Below are 26,219 nucleotides of genomic sequence, written 5' to 3'. Positions count from 1 at the left end.
GATGCTGACATCGGCACTCAACGCGTTGTCAGCCAACCTTTGCCATTCTCTCCTCATCGAAACGAGAGAGGAGGCAAGTCATGACAATCAAGATTCGCAGTATGGCGCTCGCATCGGTTGCCGCATTGGCGCTGACGGCGTCGATGCCGATCGTTCAATCGTTCGGCCCGGCTCCTTCGGCGGCTGTTGCATTGGCCCGGGGCGGTCACGACGATGGCGGTTCCTCAGGCGGCAGCAGCGGCGGCGGTAGCTCCGGTCGCGGCGGCAGCGACGATCATGGCAGTGACGACCACGGCGGACGTAGTGGTGGTCACGGCGATGACAGCAATGACGACGACGGCAACGATGATCACGGCGGTCGGCGCGACGATCGCGCCTCTGATGATGGTCCCTCTCATGACGTCGGCGACGATAATCCGGGAAACCATAGCGGGCGGGGAGACCGTGGCCGGTCCGACAGGCCGCAGACCGTCCTGAAGGTTTCTGAGTCGAGCCTGCGCGGCCTGCTGAACGGATCGCTGGTTGCCCGTGATCAGCTTGGCCGCCTGTTGGAAATCGAGGTCGAGCGCGAACATGGGGCGCGCGTCATCAAGGCCCAGGTTCACAGGTCCGATGCTCGCCGTAATCCGGGGGCGATCACCAGCGTCCAGATCTTCCCCGCTGCCGCGCAGTAAACGTGCGACAGATCTTCCGACCGCCTCGGAAGAAAGAGGCTCCGTCGCCATGCGGCGGGGTCTCTTGGTCTGGCGACCTTGCCTCGCCGCAGCGAAGCGTTCAATCTAGCGCTGGCCCTTAATCGCCGGAACAATCATGGACCCCAAACGCCGCTCGCTTCTATCTTTGTTGTTGTTGACCTGCTGGTTCGCGGCCGCCGGCAACGTCGCGGTGCGCGATGCGTCTGCCAAGGATGGCGGCAGCAACAGCGGGTCGGGCAACTCGGGCAGCGGCTCCTCTGGTTCCGGCTCGTCCGGATCGAATTCCGGCTCTGGAAGCGATGACAGCGGCCATGGTGGCAGCGATGACAGTGGCCATGGCGGCGGCGATGATAGCGGGGGTGGTCATGGCAGCGACGACGGCGATGACGACAATGGCAGCGATGATAGCAACAACAGCGGCAGCAGCGGCAATCAGGGGCGCGGTTCGGATTACGATCGCGCTAGGGATGCAGTACGAGACGGCAAGGTGCTTCCCCTGAAGGCGATCTTGAAAAACATCGACATGCGGCGCTACGGCCGCGTCATCGATGTTCGGCTGAAGCGGTCGATGTTCAGCGATACCTATCAGTTGAAAGTCCGGGACGGCGCGGGAACCATCAGAACCCTGCGCATCAACGCTCGCAACGGTACCTTGTTGGGGGGATCATGATCGATGCGGATCTTGCTGGGGGAGGACGACGCCAACATTTCCAGTCATGTGGTCGAGGCGCTCCAGCGGGAGGGCTACCGCATCGACGTCCTCGCGACCGGGCCGCAGGTCTGGGAGGAAGGAGAGACCGGTGACTTCGCCGCGATCATTCTCGATCTCGGCCTGCCAGGCATGGATGGCCTGTCTATCCTGAAGCGATGGCGCATGGCGGGCATCAATACGCCTGTCCTCGTGCTGACGGCTCGCGGCTCATGGATGGAACGGGTTGATGGCTTCGATGCCGGCGCCGACGACTATCTGCCGAAGCCGTTTCGCACCGAGGAATTGATCGCGCGTCTGCGCGCCTTGTTGCGCCGCTCCGGTGCCGGTCGCTCGCGCGTCAAATCCGCCGATCGCTTCACGCTGGATGAGAACGCCCGCCGGGTGACATTCGACGGCAGGGAGTTGGACCTCAGTCCGCTCGAGTATCGGATGCTGGCGCTTTTCATCGCAAGGCCGGGCGCAGTGCTCACCGCGGCCGAACTTGCCAGCCAGGTTCAAGGCCGGGACGACGATGCCGCCAAGAATGCCGTCGAGGCCATGGTGGCGCGGCTGAGAAAAAAGACCGACAGCGACGCGATCGAGACACGTCGCGGCTTCGGCTATGTGCTGCCGGAGCGGCGTGGCGCATGATGGGGTCGCTGCGATTTCGCCTTGCCGTCGGCGCGCTTGTCGCGATCGGCGTTGCATTGACGATCGTCTGGTTTGTGCTCAGCCATCTGTTTACCGACTATCTCGCCGACCAGTATTCCTACGAGATGACGGGCGTAATGGATTCTCTCGCCGCGCGCCTCACGGTGGAAGATGAGCGGCTTGTGCTGACGGGTGAACTGGCCGACACCCGCTTCGACCTGCCGACAGGCGGCCGCTACTGGCAGATCTCTCCGAACGATGGCGGGCGCCCCTTGCGTTCGCGATCGCTGTGGGATGAGGAGATCGCCGCGGGCGATCTGTCCGAGGACCTCTATTGCGGGTTCCGCCAGGCAGAAGGCCCGGACGGACTGCCTGTTCTTGTTTCTGAAAAGCGGATGAGCCTGGGGGAGGGCGCCGCCCGCAAGGATTTCACGGTCTACGCCGGTTTCTCCAAAGCCGAGATGGAGAAGGTGCTTGAAAGCTATCACCGTCCGTTGCGATTGATGCTGCTGTCGATCGGCGGGATCCTGTTGCTGGCGGCCTTTCTGCAGGGCTGGATTGGCCTTCGTCCGCTTGCGCGGCTTCGTGACAGCGTTGCCGATATCCGCGCTGGCCGCCTGGCTCATATTGGCTGGAGCGGACCAAGCGAGGTGACGCCTCTGGTGCGCGAGATCAACCTCTTGCTGACCGAACGGGAAACAGCCGTCGAGCGGGCCCGGGCGCGGGCAAGCGATCTTGCGCATGGGCTGAAGACACCGCTGACGGTTCTGTCGCATCTCGCGGAGAGCCTGCCGGCGGAAAAGCGCGACACTGCCATGCAGCAGATCGAGCTCGTGCGCCAGCGCTCCGATCGTCAGTTGCAGGCCGCCCGTATGGGTGTCGAACAGATGGCGACGACGTCGCTGCTTGGGATATCGGGAAAACTCGTCAATGTCCTGCAGGCGTTCACGTCGGGAAAGGGCATCGATTGGCATGTCGATATCGATCCGACGCTGACCATTCAGGCTGATCCCGCTGATATCGCGGAGGCGCTGGGCAATGTGCTCGACAATGCCGTACGCTTTGCCCGCTCGCGGATAGAACTCAGCGCCCGCCACGACGAACGGCATGTCGTATTGATCGTCTCCGACGATGGCCCCGGCGCAGGCGCCGAGAGTTACGACCGGATGCTGAAGCGCGGAATCACCATCGATGACGAAACCTCCGGTTCCGGGCTCGGGCTTGCAATCTCCGCCGATATCGTCGAAGCCTATGGCGGCAAGCTCGATCTCCTGGCATCAAAACTGGGTGGATTGATGGTGAAAATGACCTTGCCCGCCAGGGAAGCTGCGCCCTGATCTCGGGGCGCAGAAGATTCCTCGCTGGCCCGGTTGCACTTTTATGACGCTGCGGTTATAAGCGCGCGTCCGAACTGACCGGCAGGGCATGCCGTGGCAGTTTCGAATGCTTGCGGAACGGTTCGTCACCGGGGCCGCAGATCAACAACAAACGCTCCCGCACTTGTTGCGACCCCAGGGAAACCGGGCATCGCGAGAAGGCTTCTTTTGAAGCGCGCAGGGGGATCAGAAACGGAGTAGCAAAATGCCCAAGATGAAGACGAAGTCTGCTGCCAAGAAGCGGTTCAAGATCACCGCGACCGGCAAGGTCAAGGCTGCAGCTGCTGGCAAGCGCCATGGCATGATCAAGCGTTCTAACAAGTTCATCCGCGATGCACGTGGCACCATGGTTCTCGCAGAACCGGATGGCCGCAAGGTCGTGAAGAACTACCTGCCGAACGGTCTCTAAGACTATTCCGCGAACGTATAGATTAAGGAGATCATGAAATGGCACGTGTAAAAAGAGGCGTTACCGCCCACGCCAAGCACAAGAAGGTTCTGAAGGCCGCTAAGGGCTTTTACGGCCGTCGCAAGAACACCATCCGCGCTGCGAAGGCTGCTGTCGATCGTTCGAAGCAGTACGCTTACCGCGACCGCAAGATCAACAAGCGCAACTTCCGCGCTCTGTGGATCCAGCGTATCAACGCCGCTGTCCGCGAATTCGGCCTGACCTACGGCCGCTTCATCGACGGCCTGAACAAGGCTGGCATCGAAGTTGACCGTAAGGTTCTCTCCGACATGGCAATCCATGAGCCGGAAGCATTCGGTGCACTCGTTGCAGCCTCCAAGAAGGCTCTCGAGTACCTGAAGGACGCCGGTACGAAGAACGAGTTTGAAGCAGCCGTCAACTAAGCCGGCGCTATTCGAACCTTCGTCTCGATGATTTGGAACCCGCGCTGGCAAAGCTTGCGCGGGTTCTTTCGTTTTGATCTGAATAAGGACGCCGAAAGACGTGGCGGGCGATTTCGAAACCCTGGTGGCCGATGAGGGCTTGTGCGAGAAGGACGTTCCCGTTCTGCTCGCGGCGCTTATCAACGGCTCCGGTCGACGGGTCGAGCGCGTCGCCTTGTCGAAAGGCGCCGTGTGGATCAAGCGCTACGGTACGGAGCGTACCTCGCGCTGGGTTGCGCTTCAGCACACGCTGGCCGCTCTTCTTCGCGCTCCCTTCCTCCGACCGTCTCCGGTTCTTGCCGACGAAGGCATGGCGGCGCGCGAAATTCGCCGCATTGCCCAGTTCTCGAAAAATGGCGTGCCGACGGCGCGCGTCATCTATTCGTCGGGCGCCGCTGTCGTATTCAGCGATGCGGGCAAGACGGTTGACACCTATCTCTTCGATATCCGCAAGGTTGACCCCGTCGCCCACGACGATATGCTCGTCCATTGCGCCGGCGAACTCGGTCGGCTGCATGCCAAGGGTCTTTGCCATGGTCGCCCCTATCCGCGGGATATGTTCCTGAAGGACGGCCGCATCGGCTTCATGGATTTCGAGGAAGAGCCAGATACCGTCATGCCACTGGAAGTCGCGCAAGCACGCGACATCTGGCTGCTGTTTCTGCAGGTGGCCACACGCGCGCATTTCGGCAAGAAAACCTACGATCGGGCCTACCAGGCCTGGCTCAAGGTGGCACCGCCTGCCGCGGTCGCCGAACTGCGCAAGCTTACCGGCTTTCTCGGCGGCTTTTTATGGGCTGCCCGGTTGATTGGCCGCGTCCACATGGGTAGTGATCTGCAACGTTTCATCGTGGCAACCAGCTATCTCACGCATGTTTTCGTAAATTGTCGACAAGACTGACGCCCGCGAGGCAGGAAAAGATGACCGAACTCGATACTTTGGAAAAGCAACTTCTGTCTGACGTCGCAGCTGCTGCCGACGAACCGGCAATCGAAGCGGTGCGTGTTGGCGCGCTGGGCAAGAAGGGCTCGGTGTCCGAACTGCTGAAGACGCTCGGCGCCATGTCGCCGGAAGAGCGCCAGACCCGCGGCGCCCAGATCAACGCGCTGAAGACTGTCGTGACCGAGGCGATCAACGCCCGCAAGGCCGATCTCAAGAAGGCGGCGATCGACGCGCGCCTGAAGGCCGAGACGGTCGACGTCTCGCTGCCCGTCCGCTCCTCGCCGGCCGAGCGTGGCCGCATCCATCCGATCAGCCAGATCGTCGACGAGATCACTGCCATCTTTGCCGACATGGGCTTCTCGATCGCCGAAGGTCCGGATGTCGAGACCGACTACTACAATTTCACGGCGCTGAACTTCCCCGAGGGCCATCCGGCCCGCGAGATGCACGACACCTTCTTCTTCAATCCGGACGAGAACGGTGAGCGCAAGGTGCTGCGCACGCACACCTCGCCGGTGCAGGTCCGCACCATGGAAGCGCGGAAGCCACCGATCCGCATCATCATCCCCGGCAAGACCTATCGCCAGGACAGTGACGCGACGCATTCGCCGATGTTCCACCAGGTCGAAGGCCTCGTCGTCGACAAGAAGGCCAATGTCGCCAATATCCGCTGGGTGCTGGAAGAATTCTGCAAGACCTTCTTCGAGGTCGACAGCGTCACCATGCGCTTCCGCCCGTCCTTCTTCCCCTTCACCGAGCCGTCCTTCGAGGTCGACATCCAGTGCGACCGTTCCGGCCCGATCGTCAAGTTCGGCGAAGGCACGGACTGGATGGAGATCCTCGGTTGCGGCATGGTGCACCCGAACGTGCTCCGCGCCGGCGGTCTCGATCCCGACGAATACCAGGGCTTTGCCTGGGGCATGGGCCTCGACCGCATCGCCATGCTGAAATACGGCATGCCCGACCTGCGCGACTTCTTCAACGCCGACGTCCGCTGGATGACCCATTACGGCTTCCGCCCACTCGACATGCCGACGCTGTTCGGCGGTCTGAGCGCGTAAGGGAGGATAGACATCATGAAATTCACGCTTTCCTGGCTCAAGGATCATCTTGAGACCGACGCCACACTGGATGAAATCTGCAAGCGACTGACCGAGATCGGCCTTGAGGTCGAGGATGTCGACGACAAGGCGGCCTACAAGCCCTTCGTCATCGCCCGGGTTCTGTCGGCCGAGAAGCATCCGGAAGCCGATCGCCTGAAGGTGCTGTCGGTCGATGCCGGCCCCGATATCAACGGCGGCAAGCCGCTGCAGATCGTCTGCGGCGCGCCGAATGCGCGCGCCGGTCTGGTGGGCGCGCTCGCACGGCCGGGCGATTATGTGCCGGGTATCGATGTCACGCTCGGCGTCGGCAAAATCCGTGGCGTCGAAAGCCACGGCATGATGTGCTCAGAAAAAGAGCTCAACATGTCCGACAGCCACGACGGCATCATCGACCTGCCTGAAGATGCGCCGGTCGGCACCTCGTTTGCCGCCTACGCCCATCTCGACGACCCGATGATCGAGATCAACCTGACGCCGAACCGTCCGGATTGCACCTCGATCTACGGCATCGCCCGCGATCTGGCCGCTTCCGGTCTCGGCACGCTGAAGACGCGCCCCGCGCCGTCCTTCGCCGTCGAAGGCGAAACGCCGGTGAAGCTGACGCTCGATCTCGACGACGACAAGCTCTGCCCGGGCTTCGGCCTGCGCCTGGTGCGCGGCGTCAAGAACGGCCCGAGCCCCAAGTGGGTGCAGCAGCGCCTGACGGCGATCGGTCTGCGTCCGATCAACGCGCTCGTCGACATCACCAACTACATGACGTTCGACCAGGGTCGCCCGATGCACGTCTTCGACGCCGCCAAGGTGAAGGGCAACCTCACCGTTCGCCGCGCCAAGGACGGCGAGACGGTGCTCGCGCTCGACCAGCGCGAATACAAGCTCGGCCCGAACAATGTCGTCATCGCTGACGAAAACGGCATCGAGTCGATCGGCGGCATCATGGGCGGCGAGCATTCCGGCTGCGACGAGAACACCACCGACGTCTTGATCGAATCGGCGCTGTGGGACCCGATGAACATCGCGAAATCAGGCCGTGGCCTCGGCATCATCACCGATGCCCGCTACCGCTTCGAGCGCGGCGTCGATCCCGAATACATGGTCCCCGGTCTCGAGCGCACCACCGAACTGGTGCTCGAATTCTGCGGCGGCACGGCAGCCAAGGCCGAGATCGTGGGCTACAAGGGCTACGAGCCGAAGATCGTCGACTTCCCATTCTCGGAAGTGAAGCGCCTGACGGGCCTGGAAGTCTCCACTGAGGAGAGCGTCGAGATCCTGACGCGCCTCGGCTTCAAGGTCACCGGCTCGGGTGAGCGCGTTTCCGTCGCCGTTCCCTCCTGGCGTCCCGATGTCGACGGCAAGGCCGATCTCGTCGAAGAGGTCATGCGCATCCATGGCGTCGACAACATCAAGCCGGCGCCGCTGGAAAGCCACACCGAAGTCAACGGCCGCATCCTGACGACGCTGCAGATCCGCACCCGCACCGCCAAGCGCGCGCTTGCCTCGCGTGGCATGCTGGAAGCCGTCACCTGGTCCTTCATTTCGGAAGATCAGGCCAAGCTCTTCGGCGGTGGTTCGCCGGCTCTGAAGCTTGCCAACCCGATCGCATCAGAAATGTCCGACATGCGCCCCTCGCTGCTGCCGGGTCTCCTGACCGCTGCCCAGCGCAATGCCGACAAGGGCTATGGCGACGTCGCGATCTTCGAAGTCTCCGGCACCTATGAGAACGACAGGCCGGAAGGCCAGCGCCGCGTTGCCGGCGGCATCCGTCGCGGCACCGCCTCGATGGCGGGCGCCGGCCGCATGTGGTCGAATGCATCCAAGGGCGGCGGCAAGCCGGTCGACGTCTTCGACGCCAAGGCCGATGCGCTTGCCGTGATCGAGGCCTGCGGCCTGCCGATGACCAACATCCAGGTCGAGCAGGGCGGTCCGGAATGGTACCATCCCGGCCGTTCCGGCACTATCAAGATGGGCCCGAAGGTCGTGCTCGGCTATTTCGGCGAGTTCCATCCCTCGACGCTGGAAGCGCTCGACGTCTCTGGCGCGCTCGCGGGCTTCGAGGTCTATCTCGACGCCATGCCCGAGCCGAAGAAGAAGGCGACCCGTACCAAGCCGGCGCTGGAGCTCTCGCAGTTCCAGGCCGTCAAGCGCGACTTCGCCTTCGTCGTCGACAAGGCGGTCGAAGCCGGCGCCATCATCAAGGCCGCCACCGGTGCCGACCGCAAGCTGGTCGCCGGTGTCAACGTCTTCGATATCTTCGAGGGCGCCTCGGTCGGCGAGGGCAAGAAGTCGGTTGCCATCGAGGTGCAGATCCAGCCGGTCGAGCGCACGCTGACCGACGAGGATTTCGAGGCCCTGACGCAGAAGATCGTCGCCAGCGTCACCAAGGTCACCGGCGGCGTTCTCAGAGGTTGAGATCACCCATCAGACAAGAGAGAGGCCGGCGATTTCGCCGGCTTTTCTATGTGTTGAGGTAATAGAGTTTGTTGACGATCGTCCAGCGGCCGTCGATCTTCAACATCGACAGGTAGTCGGTGAAGCGCATCCCGGCGAAGTCATCGCTGACTTTCACGCTGGCGGCGTCGCCGACGAAATCGACCAGTTCGATATCCATGTAAGGCTGTGTGCCGGGCGGCGCTGAGCCTTCGGCGACGATGGCCGCAATGAACTCATCGCGCGTCAGCCATTCCACGACATTCTCATAGTGCCCTATGATGGCGCATTGCGGGTGAAACGCCTTTTTCAAGGCGGCCTCGTTGGCGAATGTCATGCCTTCGACGTAGAGATGAACGACTGCTTCTATTGCCTGCTGATCTGACATGTGGCGCGTCCCCCGCAAGGTTGTGTTCTAAAGCATAGGGCGGGGCGACAAAGCCGCAAGGCGTAGACGTCACTCGTGGCCGTTCGGAAACAATGATCCGGCCGCAGCCTGCAGAAGCTCTTCCACATAGGTCGTGGCGGCTGACGTCGCGGTGTTGGAAAGAGCGAGTTCTTCGCATTTGTTCGCGACCGCATCGCGAATGAGGTAGAGCACATTTCTGCCGAGGTTTGCGTTTCCCTCGTCACAGACGCCAATCACCAGTGCGAGCGATGTCATGGCAACGATCTCTAAAACGACAAGGCGCCCTTCGAGTTCAGCGATATTCGTTGGTTTCCCTCCGTCAATCTGCATCTCCCCCTCCCGCCGCGCGTTTGGCAGGAGGAGTCTATTATCACTAAATGAGAAAAGATGAATATGACCGTCTGTCGGATGCTCTACCAACTTCGGCCAGTTGAGCGCAGAACATTTCAGTAGAGCGGAAATCGGGTTGCGCGCTTGCCGCGCATGCGAAAAGATCGCGGCGCAGGCGGAGGGTTCGAGCGTGAAGAAGCCGGGTTCGATGAAGGGTTTGGAAGATCTCGGGCGTGTGCGGTTGTCGCAGAATTTCTTCCTGCGCGATTTCCTGCATTCGGAGATCGCTGATTTCTATCGCATTTCCAACATACCCGACGATCCCGATCTGGCGGTCGAAGCCGGCCGGCATCTCTGCGAGCAGCTGCTGGAGCCCCTGCAGGCGACGTTCGGACGCCTGCATATCCGTTCCGGTTATCGCTCGGCGGAAGTCAACCAGTTCGGCAACCGGAACAAGCTGAACTGTTCCTCGAACGCCGCAACCGCTGCGGATCACATTTGGGACCGCAGGGACGCCGACGGATGCATGGGGGCGACCGCCTGCATCGTCGTCCCATGGATGGTCGATCACTACCGCGACGAAGAGGATTGGCAGAAGCTGGCGTGGTGGATCCACGACCACCTCCCTTACGCGTCGCTCTGCTTCTTTCCCAAGCTATGGGCCTTCAATATCCAGTGGCACGAACGGCCACGAAGGATCATTCAAAGCTACGTGCGTCCGCGCGGTACGCTGACTCGGCAAGGGATGCCGAACTGGGAGGGGACGCATTCGGCGCTATACGAAGGTTTTCCAGCGCTCAAAAATTGATCCGGTAGCGAATGTGGCCATCGCTCTCCACGTAGCTGTCGTAGAGCGCGCGCGCCGTCTTGTTGTGCTCGCTGGTGTGCCAGTAGAGGCGTGACCAGCCCTTGTCTTTGCAAAGCGCGATCAGATCGTTCATCAATGCCTTGCCGACGCCTCGGCCGCGCGCTTCCGCATCGACGAAAAGGTCCTCAAGGTAGCAGTCCTTGCCCCGGATCCAGGTGCCTTCGTGGGTGAGGTAAAGCGCAAATCCCATGACGCGACCGTCGACTTCCGCCACGCGCATCGAGATCTCCGAGGCGGGGTCGAAAACCCGACTCCAGGTGGAGTCGGTGATATCGGCATCGACCGTGACCTCGTAGAAGGCGAGGTAGCCCGCCCAAAGTTGCCGCCAGCGGGCCTCGTCGTCGGGTCGCGCGTCACGAATGGTCACGGTCATGGTCTTGCTCCTCTCAGGCGCCCGCGGCGTCGAGCAGCGCCATCGCATCGTCCGACAGATTGAGAGCGGCCGATTTCGTCAGGCTCTGGAGCTGTGAAAGGCTGGTGGCGCTGGCGATCGGTGCGGTTACGCCCTTCTTCCGGAGCAGCCATGCCAGCGCGATCTCGGCCGGCTTCGCGCCCGTTTCCGCGGCAACCTTGTCGAGCGCGGCGAGAATGCGCAGCCCCTTGTCGTCGAGATATTGCGCGACCCGGCCCTCGCGTGCTCGTCCTTCTGTATCGGCCTTGGTGCGGTATTTTCCGGAAAGGAAGCCCGCCGCAAGGCTGAAATAGGTGATGACGCCGATGTCTTCCTTGATGCAGAGTTCGGCGAGAGGCCCCTCGAAGCTCGCGCGTTCATAGAGGTTGTATTCCGGCTGAATGACGTCATAGCGCGGCACACCTGCCTTTTCCGCGGCGTCGAACGATGCCTTCAGCTGGGTAGCGTCGAGGTTCGAGCAGCCGATCGCCCGGATTTTTCCCTGCTGCTTCAGCTTTGCAAAGGCGCCGAGCGTTTCTTCATACGGTGTGTCTTCATCCGGCCAATGCGAGAGATAGAGGTCGATATAGTCAGTCTGCAGACGACGCAGCGAATCTTCGACGGCTTTGAGGATGTAGGTTTCCTTGAGGGTCTTACCCTGGCCCATGTCGGACCCGACCTTGGTGATGATGATCGCCTTGTCTCGCGATACCTTGCCCTGCTTCAGCCATTTGCCGATGATCTCTTCGGAATCGCCGCCCTTGTTGCCAGGCACCCAGGCCGAATAGACGTCAGCGGTATCAATGGTGTTGAAGCCGGCGTCGAAGAACGCGTCGAGGATTTCGAACGACGTCTTTTCGTCCGCGGTCCAGCCGAAGACGTTGCCGCCAAAGACGATGGGGGAAATCGAAAGCCCGGTTTTTCCAAGTTGGCGCATATTCATGGCGCTCTCCTAAATGGCTGAAAGAATTGAAATCGGGGGCACGGCAAAAAGAGCCGACGCCGTAACTTAGCGACGGGCGCCTCGGATGGAAACCAATCTTCCGTGAATTGCAGCCGCGCCATTGCATGGCCGGATGCCGGCCAATATGTTGCGCAAAAATTCAGAAGGGAGAAACACCATGTTGCGCTTCGGTATTATGTCGACTGCAAAAATCGGCCGGGACCTCGTTGTTCCCGCCATTCAGGATGCAGAAAACTGCGTCGTCACGGCTGTCGCAAGCCGCGACCTGTCCAGGGCGCGGGAGATGGCCGATCGCTTCTCGGTACCGCATGCTTTCGGCTCCTACGAGGAGATGTTGGCCTCCGACAAGATCGACGCGGTCTATATTCCGCTGCCGACGGCCCAGCATATCGAATGGGCCATCAAGGCGGCCGACGCCGGCAAGCACGTGCTTTGCGAGAAGCCGATTGCGCTGAAGGCGGATGACATCGATGGCGTGATCGCGGCTGCGGATCGCAACAAGGTCCTGATCGCCGAAGCCTACATGGTCACCTACGCGCCGGTGTGGCGGAAGGTCCGCTCGCTGATCGCGGAAGGCGCCATCGGCAATCTTCGCCATGTGCAGGGTGTTTTCACCTACTTCAACCGCGACCCGGGCAATATGCGCAACATCCCCGCACTCGGCGGCGGCGGCTTGCCCGATATCGGCGTATACCCGACGATCACGACACGCTTTTCGACCGGCAAGGAGCCGCTGCGCGTCCAGGCCGTCACCGAGCGCGATCCGGAGTTTGGCACTGATATCTATTCCAGCGTGAAGGCGGATTTCGGTACGTTCGAATTGAGCTTCTATATCTCGACGCAGCTCGCCAACCGTCAGTCGATGACGTTCCATGGCACCGACGGCTTCATCGAGGTCAAGTCGCCCTTCAATGCCGATCGTTGGGGCGCGGAAGAGATCGAACTGTCCAATCGCAGCCACAATGAATCGACCATTTTCCGGTTCCAGGACAGCCGCCAGTACAAGCGCCAGGCGGAGGCGTTCGCGCGTGCTGCCCTGGGAGAGAACGAGGAGGTCGTTTCTCTTCAGAGCTCGAAATTGAACCAGAAGTTTATCGACGCGATCTACCGCGCCAGCGAAAAGGACGGATGGGAAAAGGTTTGAGGCCTACTCGCTGCGGAAGACGAAGCGCGAGTATCCAAAGAAACTGAGAAACATCGATGCGGCGGTGGCAAAAACCATCGCCGCAAGCGGCTGCAGCGCAGGCAATGTGAGGAGCAGCGCCGAGTATAATCCGTAGTTGACGAGCGCCGAGGTGACGCCAACTGAACCGTAACGGAATCCCTCGGCAGCCAGAGAATGGGGCGACCGATCGAACGTGAAGGTTCGGTTGAACAGCCACGTCACCGTCATGGCAGCGGCAATTGCGATCAGGCGACCAAGAAATGGGCCGAGCGGCGTAGCGTGCAGCAGCAACGCCAGAATGCCGGCGTCGACGACAAATCCGAGCCCCCCCGCGATCGCAAAGCGAAGCAGCTTCTTCATGCCGCCCCCGTCTTCCGCTGCCGGTGAGATTTCATCTCCATCTCGCCTCTGGCGGCCGCGTTATAGCCGAGGTTGGGAGCGATCAAGTTCATGTAATGGATACGAAGTTGTTCGGCGCGGGCGCGAGCGACGGAATCGAGAATGACGCCGGCGGTGAACATCATGAACGAAATCATCATCAGCGCCATGGAGAGAACCCAGGTCGGCATCCGGCTGACAAGGCCCGTTTCGAAATACTCGGCGAGAACCGGGACCATGAAGCCGAGACTTGCCAGCATGAAAGCACTGCTGATCATCCCGAAGAACGCAAACGGCCGCGTCTCCTTCATCAGCATCGCGAACATCCAGAGAATCTTGGCGCCGTCCTTGAAGGTGGAGAGCTTGGAGTGTGATCCTTCCGGTCTCCGGCCGTAGTCGAGTTCCAGCTCGCTAACCGGCAATTTCAGCCGCGAGGCATGCACGGACATCTCCGTTTCGATCTCGAAGCCCCCCGATACTGCCGGGAAGCTCTTGACGAAGCGACGGGAGAAGACGCGGTAGCCGGAAAATATGTCGGTGAAATCAGAGCCGAAGATCGTGCGGTAGAGCACGTTGAAGATCCGGTTGCCGAAAGCGTGTCCCTGCCTGCCGGCGTCCATATGCACGCCGCGACGGGTCCCGACCACCATGTCGGCGCGTTCGGTAAGCAGCGTGCGAATGAGCTCTTCGGCGTCATCGGGCGAATAGGTCCCGTCGCCATCGGCCATGATGTAGATATCGGCATCGATGTCGGAGAACATGCGGCGCACGACATGGCCTTTGCCCTGCCGGCGTTCCCGCACCACCGTCGCGCCGGCGAGCATCGCGTGCAGCGCCGTGCCGTCGGTGGAGTTGTTGTCGTAGACGTGGATCTGCGCGCCTGGCAAGGCGGCCTTGAAGCCATGCACGACGGCGCCGATCGTCGCCGCTTCATTGTAGCAGGGAAGCAGGACGGCGATGCTCAGATTGGCGCTCATTGATCCGCTCATGATCAGGTCCGTGACGAAGAAATCCGAGCAAGTCTAACGGCTGGCCGTTAACAACTAGCTATGAGGCGCCGGGCCTCGGACGCTTTACGCTTTCTTGATGCGCGATGGCTAAACTGTCGCGCACTGAAAACGAGATCCGCCATGACGAATGTTACCTCGATGACCGGCAATCCAGCATCGAAGTTCTCCGCCGGGACGCTGCGCGCATTGGCGGCGCGGCTCTGGCCGTCCGTCTTTCTCTACAGCGTCATTCTGCTGGTCGCTCTTGCCGCTCTCAAGCTGCCAGGCGCAAAGGATTACGTCGGTGCCGACAACGACGACGGCATGCGTCTGGTCGAGGTGCGCGACTTTCTGAACGGCCAGGGCTGGTTTGATCTCATGCAGTACCGCATGGGGCTTGGCAACGGGACGCTGATGCATTGGTCGCGCCTCATCGATCTGCCGATCGCGGCTTTGATCAAGTTCTTTGGCCTCTTCCTGCCGCAGGAGCGGGCCGAGGCGATATCGCTGACGGTCTGGCCATTTGCGCTTGTCGTTCCCAGCCTGTGGGCGATGGGCCTCGCCGGCCGCCGCATCGGCGGCATCGCGGGTATGCATGTGGTTCTCGGACTGAGTGTCTTGCTTCTGGTAACCAGCAACCGCTTCGTCCCCGGCGCGATCGACCACCACAACGCCCAGTTTGCGCTGGTGGCGATCATGGCGGCCATGCTTCTGGACGAGGACTATCGACCGCTGAGTTTCATGATCGCCGGCATTGCCGCGGCCATCGCCATCGCGATCGGCGCGGAGACGACACCGTTCGTGGCCGCTGTCTGCGTCGTCGTTGCCGTGTCGTGGGCAAGGGAGGGCGAGGTCTTCGCTCCTGCCGCGAAGTCCTTCGGCTTCTCGCTCGTATTGTCCATAACCGTTTTCTTCTTTGGCATGACACCGCCGCGGCTTTATTCGGCCGTCACCTGCGACAACCTCTCTCTCGGTTATTACAGCCTGGCTGCGATCGGAGGAGGGCTGCTGCTGCTGACTGCCGCAACGGCAAGCCGCGCCAGCCGTACCGTCCGCTTTGCCGCGCTCGGTGGCATCGGCGCTGCGGTTCTGCTATCGGCGCTGATCATCGCGCCGAACTGCCTGCACAATCCCCTTGCGGATCTCGATCCGATGCTGGTGAACCTCTGGCTGAACCAGATTCAGGAGGCACAGTCCATCTTCGGCGCCAACCGGCAGGATCCGTTTACCCTTGGCTTTTTCTATGCGACGGGCGTCTTCGCGATCGCCGTCTGCGTTGCCCGTCTTGCCTGCCGCGACAGGATCCGCATTCACCTGATCCTGCTTGTACTCCTGGCTGTCAGCTGGGGGATTGCCACCGTCCAGGTGCGCGGCGCGCAGTTCTCGAACCTTCTCGCCATCTTCCCGCTTGCGCTGCTGATCATCGATATCAGGCGCGTCTCCAACGGAGACAGCGAGAACGTCGCAGCAGCCTTTTGCTACATCTCCACCGTCCTGATGAGCGTCGCGGCGGTCTGGGGGCTTGGCGGCGGATTGGTGGGCGCGCAGATCGACGGCAACCTGTATAATCCACGGCAAGGCGGGGCCCAGTCGTCCTGCTCGGCGAAGAGCAGCCTTTCGCCTCTCGCGGACATTCCTTCGGGCCTCGTCGCAGGGCCATCCGATATGGGGGTCTCGATCCTGCGGTTTACCGAACACCGCATCCTGTCAGCGCCGTACCATCGCAATCAGGGTGGCATGTTGACCGAGATGCATATCGGGCTTGCGCAGCCGCAGGAGGCGGAAGCCTTTCTTCGCGGCGCTGGCGTCAATGTGCTGGCCTTTTGCGCCGGCAATCCGCAAACGCGCGAACTCGCCAAGATCAAGCCGGATGGTCTCTATGCGCAGTTGGAAAAGGGCAATGTCCCTGCTTATCTCCAGCCCATCGCGAAGCCACAGGACGCGCCGGTCCAGTTCTTCCGCTACGTGCCGACGGAGAAGTGAAGCTTAGCTGAAGCGGGTTTGCTTTCGCGCGAGCTCGATCGAGTGCAAGCCGACGAGGGCCACAAGCAGGCCGACATTGTAGCAGATGATCGCTGCGATCAGGTGAAGCACGGAGACCGATGAGGAGAAGATGGCGGCGCAAGCATAGGAAACGCAAATCATGCAACCGACAAACGCCATTGCGAACATTGAGCGCAGCGGCGCAGTCGCAAAGCCCAGTCCAGCACCAATCAAAGCGATCATTCGCTATCTCCCGATTCGCTTAAGTATAGATGGGCTTGTGTTGCCGAACAATTAACGCGCGTCCCTATCCCCGTTTTCCACATGCCCAACACCAGCCTCGCGCAAGCTTCGATCCATCGCGCTAGATCAGCCCGATGATGGCTTCGGCGGAGGTGTCGGTCGCGTAGACCCGCGAGACCCGCAACGGCAGCAGCGCGCCGTCGGGAACGGCTTCGAAGCGCAAAACCTGGCCGGAGGCCATGGCCACCGTCAATTCGCCTCCGCTGCCGATGTAGAGAGCCCGAGTTATCTCGGGCAGGTCAAGGCTGTCACTCGGCGAGACAGGGAAGCCGGAGCTCGCGGGGCCGGTCAGGGATGGTGCGTGGGAAGCGAAGCGGTCGGACATGGAAACTCCTTTCATCCATGCCGCGATCATGACGGCCCGCAACGGGGCGGGGAAAACGCGGGGAAGCCGGTCGCGACGCCTGGCGCGATAATTCGTTGAAATCCAAGGACGAAAAGTCGGACTCGCGACGATGTCGCGTGGAGGATGCCAAAAAACGTCCCCTTCCGGAGGCTGATCTTCCGCGTCTATTCGGATAGAACGGGGCCATGAGCAATGTCTTCGAGAATGATTCGCCAAGCAATCTCACCGAATATTCGGTGTCGGAGCTGTCCGGTTCGATCAAGCGGACCGTGGAGACTGCATTCGATCAGGTCCGGGTACGCGGTGAAATATCGGGCTACCGCGGGCCGCATTCCTCCGGTCATGCCTATTTCGCGCTGAAGGACGATCGGTCGCGGATCGATGCCGTCATCTGGAAGGGCGTGTTCTCGAGGCTGAAATTCCGACCCGAAGAGGGGATGGAAGTGATCGCCACCGGCAAGGTGACGACATTCCCAGGCTCGTCGAAATACCAGATCGTCATCGAGAGCCTCGAGCCAGCCGGCGCCGGTGCGCTGATGGCCCTCATAGAGGAGCGCAAGCGCAGGCTTGGCGCCGAGGGGCTGTTCGACCCCGCGCGCAAGCGACGGCTGCCTTACATGCCACGGGTAATCGGCGTGGTGACGTCGCCGACCGGCGCGGTCATCCGCGATATCCTTCACCGCATCGCCGATCGCTTTGCCGTCCACGTTATCGTCTGGCCGGTCAAGGTTCAGGGCGAGGGGTCGGGTGAGGAGGTTGCCAATGCCATCCGGGGCTTCAATGCCTTCGAGCCCGGCGGCGCACTGCCGCGTCCCGACGTGCTCATTGTGGCACGCGGCGGTGGCAGCCTTGAGGATCTCTGGAGTTTCAACGACGAGATCGTCGTCCGGGCAGCGGCCGAAAGCGGCATACCGCTGATTTCAGCCGTCGGGCACGAAACCGACTGGACGCTGATCGACTACGCCGCCGACGGGCGCGCGCCGACGCCGACGGGCGCTGCCGAAATGGCCGTGCCTGTCAAAGCCGAATTGGAAGCGCAGATTGCCGGATTGTCGGCGCGACTACAGGGCGCGACGAGCCGCCACATGGACCACCGTCGTCAATCGGTTCGGGCCCTGATGCGCGCCTTGCCGTCGCTGGACCAGCTTCTGGCGCTGCCGCGTCGCCGGTTCGACGAGACCGCCGCGGGCCTCGGCCGTGGCCTGGAGCTCAATACGATCAACAAGCGCCGAAGCTTCGAGAAGACGGCGACGCATCTGCGCCCCGAAGTTCTGTCGAACCGCATTGCCGAGCGTCGACAAGTGCTTGTAGAGCGCATGACGCGGGCGGAACGCAGGATCGAGCGTCTGATCGATTTCTCGAAGTCCCGCGTCAGCCGCGCCGACGCCGTCTTTGCCTCGCTGCCGGCGAGATTGAAGACGCAAACCGCCAGAATGCGTGACCATCTGGCAAACCTCTCGCGCCACGCCGATACGGCCGTCCGCCACAAGATGACGCGCGCGAGGGGCGACGTGGCCGCCCAGGACCGCGTGCTGCAATCCCTGTCCTACAAGAACGTGTTGAAGCGCGGATACGCGGTCGTCCGGGACGATGAAAATCGCCCGGTGTCGCAGGCGGCGGCTCTGGCTTCCGGCATGCCAATTTCGATCGAATTCGCGGATGGCCAGATCGGCGCGATCACGACGGAAGGCGGACCCGCGCCGGCCACCAAGAAGCGCGTGGTGAAGGCGCCGACGGCGGGCGAGCCACCCAAGCAGGGCACTCTTTTCTAGGGGCAAGCAGTGCACATATTGCTGGTTCTCGCGCATCCGCTGGAAGACAGTTTCGCCTCCGCCGTGGCGGCCACTGCCCGCCAGGCGCTTGAAGCGCGCGGGCATAGCGTTGATCTGCTGGACCTCTATCGGGAGGATTTCGATCCGCGACTGTCGAAATCCGAAAGAGCCGGCTATTTCGACGTTCCCTATGATTGCTCGGGCGTTTCCGGCATCGTCGAGCGCCTGCGGGCGGCGGACGGACTGGTCCTGGTTTTCCCGCAATGGTGGTTCAATTTCCCGGCGGTTCTCAAGGGTTTCTTCGATCGCGTCTTCGCGCCGGGCGTCGCCTTCGAGCATGACGTCGCCGGTGGCCGCATTCTTCCACGACTGGGCAACATCAAGGTGCTGTGGGCTTTGACGACGACGGGATCGCCATGGTGGCTCGTGCATTTCTACATGGGCAATCCCGTTCGCCGGCTACTGAAGCGCGGGATTGCAAGCTTCTGCTCGAAGCGCGTGAATTTCCGCATGCTGACGCTGCACGATATGGACCGGGCGACTGCAGAAAGACGCGCCGCACACCTCGAGCGCGTCAGAGGTGCGCTGGCCGCTCTCTGACTATTCGAAGGATGCCAGGAACTTGCGCAGCAGCAGGTCGAGTTCGGCCTTGTCCTGCGAGGTGAGGCTCTGCGTCAGGCGTTGTTGATTGGCGACATGCGCGCCGACGGCAGTCTCCACCACGGCCAGCCCGTTCGGCGTTAGCGCAATCAGAACACTCCGCCTGTCGTCGGGATTGACGACGCGTTCGACGAAGCCTGCTTTCTCCAGTTGGTCGATCCGATTCGTCATTGTGCCGGAACTGACCATCGTCATGCCAAGCAGATCGCCCGGCGAGAGACGATAGGGAGCGCCTGAACGGCGGAGCGTCGCCAGTACGTCGAAGGACGAAGAGGAGAGGCTGTGCTGCTGGAGCACCTGCTCGACCTCGCGCGCCAGGTGTGTCGCCAGCCTCTTCAGGCGGCCCATGATCCCCATGGCTTCGGTGTCGAGATCGGGACGCTCCTGCTTCCACTGCAATAAGATTCGGTCAACGCGGTCCATGAATGTCTCCTGCTCCGTCACACTTAACGACTAATATCTTGACGTCAAGATAAATGGGCGTAAGCTTGAAATATCTTGACGTAGAGATTCTTGATATGAAGAAAAATACGACCTATGCTGCCGACGTCGCGGCCACCGCACTGGCTCCCGCGATCTGGGGAAGCACCTATTTTGTGACGACCACCTTCCTGCCCGCGGGCTATCCGCTCACCGTGGCCTTGCTCCGCGCACTGCCGGCGGGTCTTCTGCTGCTGGCACTTGTCCGCAAGCTGCCGCACGGCATTTGGTGGTTCAGGGCTTTCCTGCTCGGCGCGCTGAACTTCTCGTTCTTCTGGGCGATGTTGTTCGTCTCGGCATACAGGCTTCCCGGCGGCGTCGCCGCGACAGTCGGCGCCATCCAACCGTTGATCGTCATTGCCTTGTCACGCCTGTTTCTTGGCAGGCCAATTCGGCCGCTTGCGGTCGTGGCCGGGTGCATTGGCATGCTCGGCGTAGCGCTGCTGGTCTTGACGCCGAAGGCAGCCTTGGATCCGGTCGGTATCGCCGCCGGGCTGGCCGGTGCGGTCTCGATGGCGTTTGGAACGGTGCTGACGCGCCGCTGGACGCCGCCGGTGTCGAGCCTCACCTTCACCGCATGGCAGCTCACGGCCGGCGGAATCCTGTTGTTGCCGATCGCGCTGTTCGCGGAGCCGGCATTGCCGGTCCCGACCCTCGGCAATGTCCTTGGCATGGCCTATCTCGGCCTGATCGGCGCGGCCGCAACCTATCTCTTGTGGTTCCGTGGATTGGCTCGTATCGAGCCGTCGGCGGCGGCGTCGCTGGGGTTTCTAAGCCCCGTTGTCGCGACGCTGCTCGGGTGGCTGGCATTGGGCCAGAGCCTGACGCCCGCGCAGCTTTGCGGTTTCGCAATGGTGCTCGCGAGCGTCTGGCTCAGTCAGAGAACGATGATGCCGGTCAGGCCCACTCACCCTGGCGCATTACCGGAACGCGGGAGCCGTCCTGCCTGATGCCGTCGATGTCGACCTTGTTGGACCCGATCATCCAGTCGATGTGGATGAGGCTCGAATTGCCGCCCTGTGCCTGGATCTGCTCCTGGCTGAGCTTGGCGCCATCGAGGAAGCACTTCGAGTAGCACTGGCCAAGTGCGATGTGGCAGGAGGCGTTCTCGTCGAACAGCGTGTTGTAGAACAGGATGCCGCTTGCCGAGATCGGCGATGAGTGCGGCACCAGGGCGACCTCGCCAAGCCGGCGCGCGCCCTCATCGGTATCCAGTACCTTGTTCAGGACCTCCTCGCCACGCGAGGCCTTTGCCTCGACGATCCGGCCAGCTTCGAAGCGAACGCGGATATTGTCGATCAACGTTCCCTGGTGCGACAACGGCTTGGTGCTCGATACATGCCCTTCGACGCGCAAGGCATGCGGTGTCGTGAAGACCTCTTCGGTCGGGATATTGGGATTGCAGGTAATGCCGTTCTTCGCGGTGGAAGCGCCGCCGTGCCACTCGTGGCCATCGGCAAGGCCAACCTTGAGATCGGTGCCCGGACCGGTGAAATGCAGCGCTTCGAAGCGCTCGCCGTTCAGCCAGTGGGAGCGCTTGGCGAGGTTGGCATTATGTTCGGCCCAGGCCGCGATCGGATCGTCGAGGTCGACGCGGGATGCAGCAAAGATCGCCTTCGCGAGCTTCGCAACCGCGATGGGCTCGGGATCGTTTGGAAACACCAGCTTTGCCCAGGAGGGATTGGGATAAGAGACGATGTTCCAGTTGGTGTCGAAGTTGGAGATCTTTTCCAATGCCGGCTTGTAGGCGGTGGAGTTCGCCCGGTTGGCGCGGCCGACCTTGGCCGGGTCCTGCTCGGAGAGCAGCATCGGATTGTCGCCGGCGATCGCAAGCCGCGCCGTGCCGCTGGAATAGGCCTTCGCCATGCCCTCATAGAGCCAGCCCGACGCGCGGTCGAAACTCTCGTCGGAACCATACTGATAGCGGGCGAGGGTCGATTCCTCGTCGGAATAGAAGGCGGTCACGATTCCGGCGCCGGCCATATAGGCATGCTTGGTGATCAGCCGCACGAGGGGAAGGGCGACGACAGGTGCCGTCACAACAAGGTCCTGGCCCGCCTGCAGCTGCAGGCCGACCTTGACGGCCACCTCTGCCAGCTTCTCGAGCTTGACGGGATCCACGGAGTTCTGGCTCTGGGGAATGAAATTCATGATCGATCACCTCCTGATACGGACTGAACCTTAGACTTAGTGGCCTTTGCGGCGAAAATGAAGGCGCTCTCGCTCAAGCGACGAGCGGTGCCGATGTCGCTTTCAGCGCCTTCAATGCATCCTTCGGATCAAGGCGAACCTGTAGGCCGCGCTGCCCGCCGTTCATGTAGACGAGAGGCTCGGTCAGTGCCGTCTCTTCGATGGCGGTAGGAACGAGCTTCTTCTGGCCGAAGGGGCTGATGCCGCCGACATGATAGCCCGTCAGTCGCTCGGCGTCCGCCGGCTTCATCATGTTCGCAGCCTTGCCGCCGAAGGCGCTGGCAAGCTTCTTCATGCTGACCTCCCGGTCCGACGGGACCACGACACAGACCGGCTTGCCGTCGACCTCCGCCATCAGCGTTTTCAGCACCCGGTGCGGCTCCTCGCCGATCGCTTCCGCCGCCTGCAGGCCGACCCGTTCCGCGTTCGGGTCGTAATCATAGGTATGAACGGAAAAGGCCACGCCCGCCTTGCCGAGAACCTGGGTTGCGCGGGTCGTTTTCGACATGGCTCAGGACTCGAAGAAATCGGCGTAGCTGTCCGGCTTGAAGCCGATCAGAAGCTTGCCGTCGGCTTCCACGACCGGCCGCTTGATCATCGACGGCTGCTCGATCATCAGGGCGATGGCCTTGTCCCTGTCGAGATCCTGGCGCGCCGCTTCGGGAAGCTTGCGGAATGTCGTTCCGGCACGGTTCAGCACCGTCTCCCAGCCCGCTTCGGCGATCCATTTTTCCAGATGCGCGCGATCGATCCCGACGGCTTTGTAGTCGTGGAAGTCGTAAGCGACGTCGTGCTCTTCCAGCCAGCTACGGGCCTTCTTCATCGTGTCGCAATTCTTGATGCCATAGATGGTGACAGCCATTCAGTTCTCCAGCGTTCCGGCCTTGCGCAGAGCCTTGCTGGCGGCCTTGCAGGCAATCTTCATCAGGTCGGCGCGGCGGCGAACCAGCCGCGCCGAGCAGCGCGTGAGGACCAGGCCGGCTTGCGGCGCGCGCACCTCGACCGTGCCGTCGGGCATGCCGGGCCGCGTGATGATCGTCGCCAGCAGATCGCCTTCGCTGACCTGATCGCCGAGGTTGCGATGGAAGAGCACGGCGCCGGCTTCGGGCGCCCGGATCATCTCGACATTGTCGAGCGGAACGGCGGGCCCGGCAAATGGCGAAAGCGTCACCGGCACGTCGATCGCGCCACGTTTGGCGAGGAACTTGAACAGCCCTTCGGCATCCTTCTTCGCCAGGTCGGGGTAGACGTCGCGTCCGCCGCGGAGCTCGACCGTGACCGAGAGCTTGCCCGGCAGCTGCGTTCTCTTCTCACCCGCCATTTCGTGTTTCCAGGCGTAGCCGATCGCCTCTTCGAAGGCCGAACTCTCGCCGTCAGAGAGCAACACGGCTTCCATGTCGAGCGCCGATGCAAGATCGGACGCCTCGGGCCAGAAGGCGTCGTCTATATAGGCATATTGCAGCGATTCATCGTCGCAGTGCAGGTCGAGCACCAGATCGCAGCCGAGCGCCATGTGCATCAGCTGTCGCTTCAGGCGGTCGACCGCATCGTAGCGGCTGAGATTGGCAACGAGACCATCGCGCTCCTTGACCGAGATCAGCGGGAACTCGCGGTTGAAATTGGTCCGGGTGCCGAGGTCGAAACGGCCCTGAAGCTCGCCGAAATGCGATTGCGCCGCACCAACAGGATTGGCATGCGGGATGATGGTGATATCGCTGCGGATCTGGCCGACACTCTCGGCCTTGCGCAGCATCTCGCAGAGAAAATGGACGAGCGCTGTGCCCGGCAGTTCGTTGGCATGCAGGGCAGCCTGGATGTGGATCTTCGGCGCGTCAGGATCGCTGCCCTTGAAGCGCAGCACCGGAAGCCGCCACTCGATCCCTGCCGTATCGCCTGAAATGATGATCTCGGACGTATCCATTGCTGTCTCCACTGCTGCCATTGCTGCAGGAGCTTTAAGCGTGTTCCTGCTGTAGTGGCAAGCCGTCAGCCGTGGTTCTGGAGCGGCCAGCGCTCGATGTGCTCGTAGGTTTGCTCACCCGGCCGCTTGTGTAAGAGCACGAACTCCCGCGCGGGCATGACGACTGGCTTGGCAAGCACGGTCTTTGCCACCGTCTCGTCGGCGTAAAACAACGTCGCATGCGGCTGGAAATCGGCTTTCACATGCGGGTCGCAGCCGATCGCATGCATCTCGATGCCGATCCGGACATGCAATTGCCGCAGCAGTTCCCGACCGCCATTACCCGAGAGCACGATGGCGTTGCGCGACGCGGTTCTGAACGTGGCGATATGGTCGAAGCTGAGATCGAAGCGGCAGGCATCGACCGCCGACGCTGCCTGGCAAGCCGCGAAGATCATCTCGTCCTTGATCTTCTCGGCGCTGGCAACGCCATAGAGCGAAACGTGCAGCCGCTCCGGCGCCATGGGCGAGAGAAGCCCGTCGTGCTCTCTCTGCAGGCGGGTCTGTATCTTCAGGCAGGCCTGATGCGCTTCGCGATCCGGCAGGATCGCGAAAAACAGGGTTTCTTTGCCAAATCTTGACGATTTCGGGTGCATCGTGCGGCTTGCGAAATCGAAGGACGATTGCGTGTTCTGTTCGTGCATGACCAACCACCGGAGCATCCGCCCCGCCTCTGTCTATCCAGGGAACGCAGGTATGGTAGCAGGTGAATTGAGGAAAGCAAGAACAAAAGGAGAACATTCAATTTCGACGCCAGGAGTCTGTTCATGCGTATCCTGATGGCCTGCGCGGCCTTTCCGCCCTTCATCGATGGCGGCGGCCCGATTTCGGCGATGATGGTCGCCAAGCTCTTGATCGCGGCAGGCCACGATCTCGAAGTCGTCAACGTCTCGGGCGAGGACAAGCACGAGGTCTATGACGGCGTGCCCGTGCACCGCCTGAAGACGCTGAACATCGACTGGAATTACCGCCTGCCGCGACCGGGCTGGAAGAAGCTGATCTGGCACGCGCTGGAGAATTTCAATCCGCGCGCCTATCTCGTCATGCGCCGCGAAATCCGCCGGTTCAAGCCGGATATCGTGCTGACCGACAGCATCGAAAACATCAACGTCGCCACTTGGACGGCCGCCAAAAGCGTAGGCGTGCCGGCCTGCCATATCCTGCGCAGCGCCTTTCTGCTCTGCTGGAAGGCCAGCATGCGGCGCGGCGACGACAACTGCGTGCGCGCCTGTTCCTCCTGCCAGGTCTCCTCCTATGGCAAGAAATTCTTCTCGCGCTATGTCGATGCCGTGATCGGCGAGACCGATTTCATCATCGGCCGCCACACCGAGCATGATTATTTCCCCAACGCCAGCACCCACCGCGTGCCCGGCGCCGTTCCGCCCATTGCCCGCAGCGAACCGCGCAAAGCGCCGGAAGGGCCGATGCGCTTCGGCTTCATCGGCGTGCATGATCCGGTGAAGGGCCTCGATACGCTGGCCCGCGCCGCCCACCGGCTGGTCAACGACCAGAACGTCCGCTTCGTCATCGCCGGCAGCGCCAAGAGCGATTATTCGAAGTCGCTGCCGCAGAAATTTCCGGGCGAGAATACGAAGTTCCTCGGCTGGATCAAACCGGAGGATTTCTTCCCTCAGATCGATGTCCTCGTCGTCCCCTCGCTCTTCCGCGAGCCCTTCGGCCGCGTGGTGATCGAGGCCTTCGCGCAGGGCGTTCCCGTCATCGGCGCCCGCTCCGGCGGCATTCCGGAATCGATCGATCCGGGCAAGGACGGTTATCTCTTCGACCCCGGCGACGAAAAGGCGCTGGCCGCCGAGATAGCATCCATGGCGGCAAGGCCTGAGGCTATTCCCGCGTTGTCGCGCGCAGCCCTTGAGGCCGCGCGGCGTTACGAGCCGCAAAAGATCGCCGCTGGCTTCGACGCCGTCTTCGCCAAGCTGCGGCCGGATCTGGCAAAGCCGGCGCAGGAAGACGCCGAGCCTCGCCAGGCGCGCGGCTGACCGCAATTCGCCACGCGCGAGAAACGGGTTGAATTCCTGGCCGGCAGGCACGATTTTTGGGGTGAGGCCGATCCTATCGGCTGACAAGCTCCACTGTCGCGGGAGGCGAGACCCATGGTCCAACAAGCACAGCATTATGCCATCTTCGAAACCGCGGGGGTACATTCTATTTCCAAGTGCGACATGCCAATGATTTCAACGGCTTCACTTTGGAGATTTTGGCATGTCCCGATGCTATACGCAGCTTGCTCTCGCCG

General features: G+C 61.8%; 30 protein-coding genes. 16 read left to right on the top strand and 14 right to left on the bottom strand.

Annotated elements, in window-relative coordinates; translation table 11 throughout:
* Positions 1 to 80: 80 nt before the first annotated feature.
* From A6U87_RS09325 to pheT, 9 genes are all read left to right on the top strand, one after another.
* Positions 81 to 674 (top strand): hypothetical protein, encoded by a 594-nt coding sequence (locus A6U87_RS09325; RefSeq protein ID WP_065690983.1) that lies wholly within the window; start codon positions 81 to 83, stop codon positions 672 to 674.
* A 136-nt stretch (positions 675 to 810) separates the two neighbouring features.
* A complete protein-coding gene (locus tag A6U87_RS09320) occupies positions 811 to 1,365 on the top strand; it encodes a PepSY domain-containing protein (RefSeq protein ID WP_065690982.1) in 555 nt (184 codons plus the stop codon).
* Positions 1,366 to 1,368: 3 nt separating this feature from the next.
* Entirely contained in the window at positions 1,369 to 2,037 is a 669-nt protein-coding gene (locus A6U87_RS09315; RefSeq protein WP_065690981.1) for a response regulator transcription factor, read from the top strand.
* The gene (locus A6U87_RS09310; protein ID WP_065690980.1) at positions 2,034 to 3,374 is read left to right on the top strand and encodes a HAMP domain-containing sensor histidine kinase; all 1,341 of its coding nucleotides are present in this window, start codon (positions 2,034 to 2,036) and stop codon (positions 3,372 to 3,374) included. The genes A6U87_RS09315 and A6U87_RS09310 overlap by 4 nt, the downstream gene beginning before the upstream one ends.
* Positions 3,375 to 3,618: 244 nt before the next feature.
* Positions 3,619 to 3,822 carry a 50S ribosomal protein L35 gene (rpmI, locus tag A6U87_RS09305; protein ID WP_056816455.1) on the top strand — a complete coding sequence of 68 codons (204 nt, stop codon included), beginning with the start codon at positions 3,619 to 3,621 and terminating at the stop codon, positions 3,820 to 3,822.
* 38 nt (positions 3,823 to 3,860) lie between these two features.
* On the top strand, positions 3,861 to 4,265 hold the full coding sequence (gene rplT, locus A6U87_RS09300) for a 50S ribosomal protein L20 (protein ID WP_007798644.1): 405 nt from the start codon (positions 3,861 to 3,863) through the stop codon (positions 4,263 to 4,265).
* Between the two features lie 100 nt (positions 4,266 to 4,365).
* Positions 4,366 to 5,205, top strand: a complete 840-nt coding sequence (locus A6U87_RS09295) for a serine/threonine protein phosphatase (RefSeq protein ID WP_198928690.1) — start codon at positions 4,366 to 4,368, stop codon at positions 5,203 to 5,205.
* A gap of 20 nt (positions 5,206 to 5,225) precedes the next feature.
* The gene (gene pheS / locus A6U87_RS09290; RefSeq protein ID WP_065690979.1) at positions 5,226 to 6,308 is read left to right on the top strand and encodes a phenylalanine--tRNA ligase subunit alpha; all 1,083 of its coding nucleotides are present in this window, start codon (positions 5,226 to 5,228) and stop codon (positions 6,306 to 6,308) included.
* A 15-nt stretch (positions 6,309 to 6,323) separates the two neighbouring features.
* A complete protein-coding gene (gene pheT, locus A6U87_RS09285; RefSeq protein WP_065690978.1) occupies positions 6,324 to 8,759 on the top strand; it encodes a phenylalanine--tRNA ligase subunit beta in 2,436 nt (811 codons plus the stop codon).
* A 46-nt stretch (positions 8,760 to 8,805) separates the two neighbouring features.
* Here pheT and A6U87_RS09280 read toward each other — a convergent pair whose 3' ends face one another.
* Positions 8,806 to 9,165, bottom strand: a complete 360-nt coding sequence (locus A6U87_RS09280) for a nuclear transport factor 2 family protein (RefSeq protein ID WP_065690977.1) — start codon at positions 9,163 to 9,165, stop codon at positions 8,806 to 8,808.
* 69 nt (positions 9,166 to 9,234) lie between these two features.
* Complete coding sequence (locus A6U87_RS09275; protein WP_065690976.1) at positions 9,235 to 9,516, bottom strand: hypothetical protein; 282 nt, start codon at positions 9,514 to 9,516, stop codon at positions 9,235 to 9,237.
* 190 nt (positions 9,517 to 9,706) lie between these two features.
* Between A6U87_RS09275 and A6U87_RS09270 the strand changes: the two genes are divergently transcribed.
* Positions 9,707 to 10,324 carry a hypothetical protein gene (locus tag A6U87_RS09270; RefSeq protein ID WP_065691095.1) on the top strand — a complete coding sequence of 206 codons (618 nt, stop codon included), beginning with the start codon at positions 9,707 to 9,709 and terminating at the stop codon, positions 10,322 to 10,324.
* Here the strand turns inward: A6U87_RS09270 and A6U87_RS09265 are convergent.
* Positions 10,314 to 10,757, bottom strand: coding sequence for a GNAT family N-acetyltransferase (locus tag A6U87_RS09265; protein WP_065690975.1), 444 nt, complete (start codon positions 10,755 to 10,757; stop codon positions 10,314 to 10,316). The two genes, A6U87_RS09270 and A6U87_RS09265, sit on opposite strands and share 11 nt — an antisense overlap.
* A 13-nt stretch (positions 10,758 to 10,770) precedes the next feature.
* Entirely contained in the window at positions 10,771 to 11,718 is a 948-nt protein-coding gene (locus tag A6U87_RS09260; RefSeq protein WP_065690974.1) for an aldo/keto reductase, read from the bottom strand.
* A 178-nt stretch (positions 11,719 to 11,896) separates the two neighbouring features.
* Here A6U87_RS09260 and A6U87_RS09255 point away from each other — a divergent pair, with 178 nt between their 5' ends.
* On the top strand, positions 11,897 to 12,883 hold the full coding sequence (locus A6U87_RS09255; RefSeq protein WP_065690973.1) for a Gfo/Idh/MocA family protein: 987 nt from the start codon (positions 11,897 to 11,899) through the stop codon (positions 12,881 to 12,883).
* 3 nt (positions 12,884 to 12,886) lie between these two features.
* Here A6U87_RS09255 and A6U87_RS09250 read toward each other — a convergent pair whose 3' ends face one another.
* The gene (locus A6U87_RS09250; protein WP_065690972.1) at positions 12,887 to 13,264 is read right to left on the bottom strand and encodes a GtrA family protein; all 378 of its coding nucleotides are present in this window, start codon (positions 13,262 to 13,264) and stop codon (positions 12,887 to 12,889) included.
* A complete protein-coding gene (locus A6U87_RS09245) occupies positions 13,261 to 14,271 on the bottom strand; it encodes a glycosyltransferase (RefSeq protein WP_065690971.1) in 1,011 nt (336 codons plus the stop codon). Before A6U87_RS09245 ends, A6U87_RS09250 begins: the two co-directional genes overlap by 4 nt.
* A gap of 141 nt (positions 14,272 to 14,412) precedes the next feature.
* On the opposite strand from A6U87_RS09245, the gene A6U87_RS09240 reads away from it, so the two are divergent.
* Positions 14,413 to 16,254 (top strand): hypothetical protein, encoded by a 1,842-nt coding sequence (locus tag A6U87_RS09240; protein WP_065690970.1) that lies wholly within the window; start codon positions 14,413 to 14,415, stop codon positions 16,252 to 16,254.
* Between the two features lie 3 nt (positions 16,255 to 16,257).
* Here A6U87_RS09240 and A6U87_RS09235 read toward each other — a convergent pair whose 3' ends face one another.
* Together A6U87_RS09235 and A6U87_RS09230 are read right to left on the bottom strand one after the other, a co-directional pair.
* Positions 16,258 to 16,497 (bottom strand): hypothetical protein, encoded by a 240-nt coding sequence (locus tag A6U87_RS09235; RefSeq protein ID WP_065690969.1) that lies wholly within the window; start codon positions 16,495 to 16,497, stop codon positions 16,258 to 16,260.
* A gap of 121 nt (positions 16,498 to 16,618) precedes the next feature.
* Positions 16,619 to 16,882: a hypothetical protein gene (locus tag A6U87_RS09230; RefSeq protein WP_065690968.1), complete on the bottom strand. Its 264-nt coding sequence runs from the start codon at positions 16,880 to 16,882 to the stop codon at positions 16,619 to 16,621.
* Positions 16,883 to 17,088: 206 nt separating this feature from the next.
* Between A6U87_RS09230 and xseA the strand changes: the two genes are divergently transcribed.
* Together xseA and A6U87_RS09220 are read left to right on the top strand one after the other, a co-directional pair.
* A complete protein-coding gene (gene xseA / locus A6U87_RS09225; protein ID WP_065690967.1) occupies positions 17,089 to 18,675 on the top strand; it encodes an exodeoxyribonuclease VII large subunit in 1,587 nt (528 codons plus the stop codon).
* A 9-nt stretch (positions 18,676 to 18,684) separates the two neighbouring features.
* Positions 18,685 to 19,275 (top strand): NAD(P)H-dependent oxidoreductase, encoded by a 591-nt coding sequence (locus A6U87_RS09220; RefSeq protein WP_065690966.1) that lies wholly within the window; start codon positions 18,685 to 18,687, stop codon positions 19,273 to 19,275.
* Here A6U87_RS09220 and A6U87_RS09215 read toward each other — a convergent pair whose 3' ends face one another.
* Positions 19,276 to 19,758 carry a MarR family winged helix-turn-helix transcriptional regulator gene (locus tag A6U87_RS09215; RefSeq protein ID WP_065690965.1) on the bottom strand — a complete coding sequence of 161 codons (483 nt, stop codon included), beginning with the start codon at positions 19,756 to 19,758 and terminating at the stop codon, positions 19,276 to 19,278. It abuts the gene before it with no gap.
* Between the two features lie 95 nt (positions 19,759 to 19,853).
* Here A6U87_RS09215 and A6U87_RS09210 point away from each other — a divergent pair, with 95 nt between their 5' ends.
* Positions 19,854 to 20,765 carry an EamA family transporter gene (locus A6U87_RS09210; RefSeq protein ID WP_065691094.1) on the top strand — a complete coding sequence of 304 codons (912 nt, stop codon included), beginning with the start codon at positions 19,854 to 19,856 and terminating at the stop codon, positions 20,763 to 20,765.
* On the opposite strand, the gene A6U87_RS09205 is transcribed toward A6U87_RS09210, so the two are convergent.
* The 5 genes from A6U87_RS09205 to A6U87_RS09185 form a co-directional block, all read right to left on the bottom strand.
* The gene (locus A6U87_RS09205) at positions 20,713 to 21,966 is read right to left on the bottom strand and encodes an aminopeptidase (protein ID WP_065690964.1); all 1,254 of its coding nucleotides are present in this window, start codon (positions 21,964 to 21,966) and stop codon (positions 20,713 to 20,715) included. The genes A6U87_RS09210 and A6U87_RS09205 overlap by 53 nt on opposite strands.
* Before the next feature lie 73 nt (positions 21,967 to 22,039).
* Complete coding sequence (ybaK, locus tag A6U87_RS09200; protein ID WP_065690963.1) at positions 22,040 to 22,513, bottom strand: Cys-tRNA(Pro) deacylase; 474 nt, start codon at positions 22,511 to 22,513, stop codon at positions 22,040 to 22,042.
* A gap of 3 nt (positions 22,514 to 22,516) precedes the next feature.
* Positions 22,517 to 22,867: an ArsC family reductase gene (locus A6U87_RS09195; protein ID WP_065690962.1), complete on the bottom strand. Its 351-nt coding sequence runs from the start codon at positions 22,865 to 22,867 to the stop codon at positions 22,517 to 22,519.
* Positions 22,868 to 23,926, bottom strand: a complete 1,059-nt coding sequence (locus A6U87_RS09190; RefSeq protein WP_065690961.1) for a succinylglutamate desuccinylase/aspartoacylase family protein — start codon at positions 23,924 to 23,926, stop codon at positions 22,868 to 22,870. It lies immediately after the preceding gene.
* 65 nt (positions 23,927 to 23,991) lie between these two features.
* On the bottom strand, positions 23,992 to 24,627 hold the full coding sequence (locus A6U87_RS09185; protein WP_244499456.1) for a 2'-5' RNA ligase family protein: 636 nt from the start codon (positions 24,625 to 24,627) through the stop codon (positions 23,992 to 23,994).
* A 105-nt stretch (positions 24,628 to 24,732) separates the two neighbouring features.
* On the opposite strand from A6U87_RS09185, the gene A6U87_RS09180 reads away from it, so the two are divergent.
* Positions 24,733 to 25,962 carry a glycosyltransferase gene (locus A6U87_RS09180; protein ID WP_065690959.1) on the top strand — a complete coding sequence of 410 codons (1,230 nt, stop codon included), beginning with the start codon at positions 24,733 to 24,735 and terminating at the stop codon, positions 25,960 to 25,962.
* Positions 25,963 to 26,219 lie beyond the last annotated feature (257 nt).

The sequence above is a fragment of the Rhizobium sp. AC44/96 genome, assembly GCF_001692185.1.
In the GTDB taxonomy this organism is placed as follows: domain Bacteria; phylum Pseudomonadota; class Alphaproteobacteria; order Rhizobiales; family Rhizobiaceae; genus Rhizobium.
The sequence above is the reverse complement of the archived record's forward strand: the minus strand, read 5'-3'. Positions and strand labels throughout refer to the sequence as shown.